3 protein-coding genes are annotated in these 4162 nt (G+C 69.2%); all 3 read left to right on the plus strand.

All coding sequences use genetic code 11. The features are described 5' to 3' along the window. On the plus strand, window positions 1-2875 hold a 2875-nt coding region (locus ACWGKU_RS25040), incomplete at its 5' end, for an SDR family NAD(P)-dependent oxidoreductase (RefSeq protein WP_452179497.1). A gap of 47 nt (window positions 2876-2922) precedes the next feature. After that, window positions 2923-3774, plus strand: coding sequence for a 3-hydroxyacyl-CoA dehydrogenase family protein (locus ACWGKU_RS25045; RefSeq protein WP_401056427.1), 852 nt, complete (start codon window positions 2923-2925; stop codon window positions 3772-3774). A 29-nt stretch (window positions 3775-3803) separates the two neighbouring features. Then, window positions 3804-4055, plus strand: coding sequence for an acyl carrier protein (locus tag ACWGKU_RS25050; RefSeq protein WP_401056429.1), 252 nt, complete (start codon window positions 3804-3806; stop codon window positions 4053-4055). The last annotated feature ends 107 nt before the right edge of the window (window positions 4056-4162 follow it).

Here is a 4162-nt window from a genome sequence, read left to right on the forward strand (position 1 = left end):
CTGGCTCACCGGCACCACACCCGACTGGACCACCTACCACACCCACCAACAACGCCGCCGCATCCCCCTCCCCACCTACCCCTTCCAACACAAGCACTACTGGCTCGAACCCCAGATCCCGCAGGCGGCGGTCCAGCGCACGCCCGGCCCGCACCCGTTGCTGGACCAGGTCCTGCTCCGGTCGATGGGCCAGTCCGTCTTCCTCACCGAGTTCTCGCTGGAGCTGCACTGGGTACTCTCCGAACACAAGCTGCTCGGAGAGGCGATCGTCCCCGGAACCACCTACCTGGAGATGGCCCGCGCCGCCGTCTCCCTGCACTTCGGCCGGCCGGTCACCGAGCTCTGCGACGTCACCTTCCTCGTCCCGTTGCTGGTGCAGGAAGGAGCCCCACGGACCGCACACACGACCGTCCGGGAAATCGACGACCTGCAGGCCGAGTTCACCGTCGCCAGTCACGACCCGGCGAGCGACCACTGGACGGTGCACGTCCAGGGCATGGTGAGTGTCAAGCCGCACACCGCACCCGCGCCGCCGCAGGATCTGGCAGCTCTGCGTGAGCTCTGCTCACTGGAGAGCGTGGACATCGCCCGGCGGCAGACCGAGCACAAGGTGATGGAGTTCGGCGATCGCTGGCGGAGCAGCCTCCCGACCGTGCACCTCGGCATCCGGGCCGCCCTCGGCATACTCGACCTGCCCGAGCAGTACCGGGCCGAGTGCCAGGACCACCTCCTGCACCCGACCCTGCTCGATCAGGCCACCGGCTTCAGTGGCTTCGCCGTCCTGGAGACTCCCGATGACCGTCGACTCGCCCTCGGCGAAAGGGACTTCTTCCTCCCGGTCGGCTACGACTCGCTGCTCCTGCACGGCCCGCTACCCGCTCGCGGCCTGAGCTTCGTCCAACCGCATCCGGGCTATGTGAACAACGCCGAGTTCCGCAAGGTCGACGTGGTGATCTGTGACGAGTCGGGGGCCACCGCTGCCGAGATCCGCGGCTTCACCGTGAAGCGCGTCGCCGACGCCAAGCGCACAGTCGCCCAGCTGCGCCCGCACACCCGTCATCACACCCTCCGATGGGTCCCGGCACCGGCACCCGAGGAGCGCCAGGCCCCGCCCGCCCGGGTCCTGGTGATCGGCGAGCAGGGCAGCATCAGCGCCGAGCTGAGTGCCGCACTGCGTGCGCGCGGCGTCAGCGTCGCCGAGGCGGTACTCGCAGACCGGTGGCAGCAGACAGTTCCGGACCGGTACGAAGTGCCGCCCACCCCGGAGGGTTTCGGTCGACTGCTGGACGCACTCGGTGCGGAGCTCCCGGACGAGGTCGTGCACGTCGCGGCCCCTGCCGACGGCGGCGTCCAGCAGGATCTGTCGCTCCTGGAGGCCAGGCTCGGCCACGGCGTCCACAGCCTGTTCCACTTGGCCCGCAGCCTCTCCGAGCGCGGCGTGGCCCCGGCCGGGTTCAGCGTGGTCGCCCCCTCGGTGGCGCGGGTGACCGGCACCGAGCCGGAGACGGCCCCGGTCCACGCGACGCTCTTCGGCCTGGCGAAAGTGATCGGACAGGAGTACAGGAACACCGACGTGTTCTGCCTCGACATCGCCGGCGACACCGGCGCCCAGGCCGTCTGTGCCGAACTGCTCGGAGCCCGGACACCCGCCACCGTCGCGCTGCGCGACGGGCACCGGTACGTCGCGGAGCTCGCACCGGTGCACCTGCGGGAGCAGCCGAGGTCCGCGCCGGTCCGCCCGGGCGGGGTGTACCTCATCACCGGCGGTCTGGGCGGACTCGGACTCGCGGTCGCCCGCCATCTGAGCCGCTCGGGGCCGGGTGCGCTGCTAGCCCTGGTCAACCGCACCGAACTGCCGCCGCGCGAGCGGTGGGACGAGGTCACCGACGCCAAGGTGCGCGGGCAGATCGAGGCACTGCGTGAACTGGAGCGGAACGGCGCCGAAGTTCGCAGCTACTCCGGTGACGTCACCGACCTGACGGTCATGGAGGGAGTCGTCGCGAAGATCCGCGCCGATCTCGGCGCGATCGGCTGCGTCGTCCACGCGGCCGGTGTCGCCGGGGACGGCTTCCTCTTCCGCAAAGACGCGGAGACCTTCCGTCGTACTCTGAACCCCAAAGTGCTCGGCGCCACCGTGCTGGACCTCGTCACCCAGGACGATCCGCCGGATTGCATGGTCAACTTCGGTTCCACGGTGGCGATCTTCGGCGCGGCCGGGCAAGGCGACTACACTGCCGCCAACAGCTACTTGGACCAGTTCGCCGAGCAGCGCTCCGCGCGCGGCCGGTGGACGGTGACGGTCGACTGGAGTGACTGGCTGGAAACCGGCATGGCCTTCGACCACGGAGTCCAGCAGGACCAGGGCTTCTTCCGGTCGGTATCGGTCGAGGACGCTCTCAGCAGCTTCGAGGAGATCCTTGCCTCGGCCTGCACCCCGGTGATCGTCGGCGAGGTCAACTACCGCAAGCTGGGCGGGTCCAGCGAGCTCGCGGAGCTGCTGCGTCGCGCGCCGCTGGTGCTGGCCGTCCCGATCCAGCAGGCCATCGCCGCGGCCCGCGGCAGTGCCGGCGAATCCGCCGCGCCGTCGGACGGCACGCCGTCCGACGGCGAGCCAAAGCTCTTCGGCAAGGAGAGCGGCGAGTTCAGCGACACCGAGCGCGCGCTCGCCCGGATCTGGGCCCGCGAGCTCGATCTCACCGAGCTCAACGTGCATGACACCTCGTTCGCGCTCGGGGTGGACTCGCTGGCCGCACTCCGGATCGCCCAGAGCATCCAGAAGATCATGGACATCCGGGTCTCCATGGTCGACCTGTTCCGCTACGTCACGATCGCGGATCTCGCCGACCACCTGGACACCAGGGACGCCCAGGCCTGACCAGGCACCCCCACTCCCCCCTTCTATCCCGCAAAGGTGGTACCCCCGTGAGCATCCGAACCGTAGGCGTGATCGGCGCCGGCACGATCGGCCGCGGCGTCGCCCAGTCCTTCGCGGAGTCCGGGTTCGAGGTGATCCTCGTGGACATCTCACTGGCTCAGCTCGACAGCGCGGTGGCCCAGATCGGCCGTGACCTGCTGGTCCAGCCGATGCTGCTCGGCAAGCCGCTGAAGGAGGACGCCAAGACCGTCCTCGCCCGGATCACCACCCGCACCGAGCTCACCTCGCTGGCCGACGCCGACTTCGTGGTCGAGAACGTCACCGAGGACTGGGACATCAAGCGCACGGTGTACGAGCAGATCGACACCATCTGCCGCCCCGGAGTGATCTTCGGCGTGAACACCTCGGCCGTGCCGATCACCCGGGTGGGCTCGGTCACCGGGCGACCGGCCGAGATCCTCGGGCTGCACTTCATGAACCCCGTCCCGATGATGGAAACCGTCGAGGTTGTCAACGGCCACTTCACCAGCGAGGAGACGCTGAACACCGCGCTCGGGCTGCTGTCGGACATGGGCAAGGAGGGCATCGTCGTCCAGGACGCCCCCGGCTTCATCACCAACCGGGTCCTCATGGTGACCATCAACGAGGCCATCTTCTGCGTCCAGGACCAGATCGCCTCGGCCGAGGACGTCGACAAGATGTTCCGCGGCTGCTTCGGCCACAAGATGGGGCCCCTGGAGACCGGCGACCTGATCGGCCTCGACACGATCCTGAACTCGATCACGGTCATGTACGAGAGCTACAAGGACAGTAAGTACCGCCCTGCCCCCCTGCTCCAGAAGATGGTCGACGCACGACTCCTGGGCCGCAAGACCGGCCAGGGCTTCTACACCTACTGATCCTCGAACTACCCAAGGAGAAACCTGATATGACGAACAACGACGTGCGCGCCCGGGTCCGCGAGTTCCTCGCCCCGCACCTGGCCGGCCAGCCGCTCGCCGACAACGACGACTTCTTCGCCCTCGGCTACGTCAACTCTCTCTTCGCGATGCAGCTCGCGCTCTTCGTGGAGAAGGAATTCGCCCTGACCCTCGGCCCGGCGGACATGGACTTCGACAACTTCCGCACGGTCGACGGTCTCGTCCGCCTGGTCACGTCGCGGACGGCTACGGCGGCCTAGTCCCACCTGCGGACGCGCGGCGGCCCCCCCCCCCCGCCCCGGCCCCGCCCGGCCCCGCCCGCCCCCCGCCCGCGCCCCGGGGGGGCCCCCCCGGCAGTGTGCAGCGG

This window comes from Kitasatospora sp. NPDC054768 (assembly GCF_053612025.1).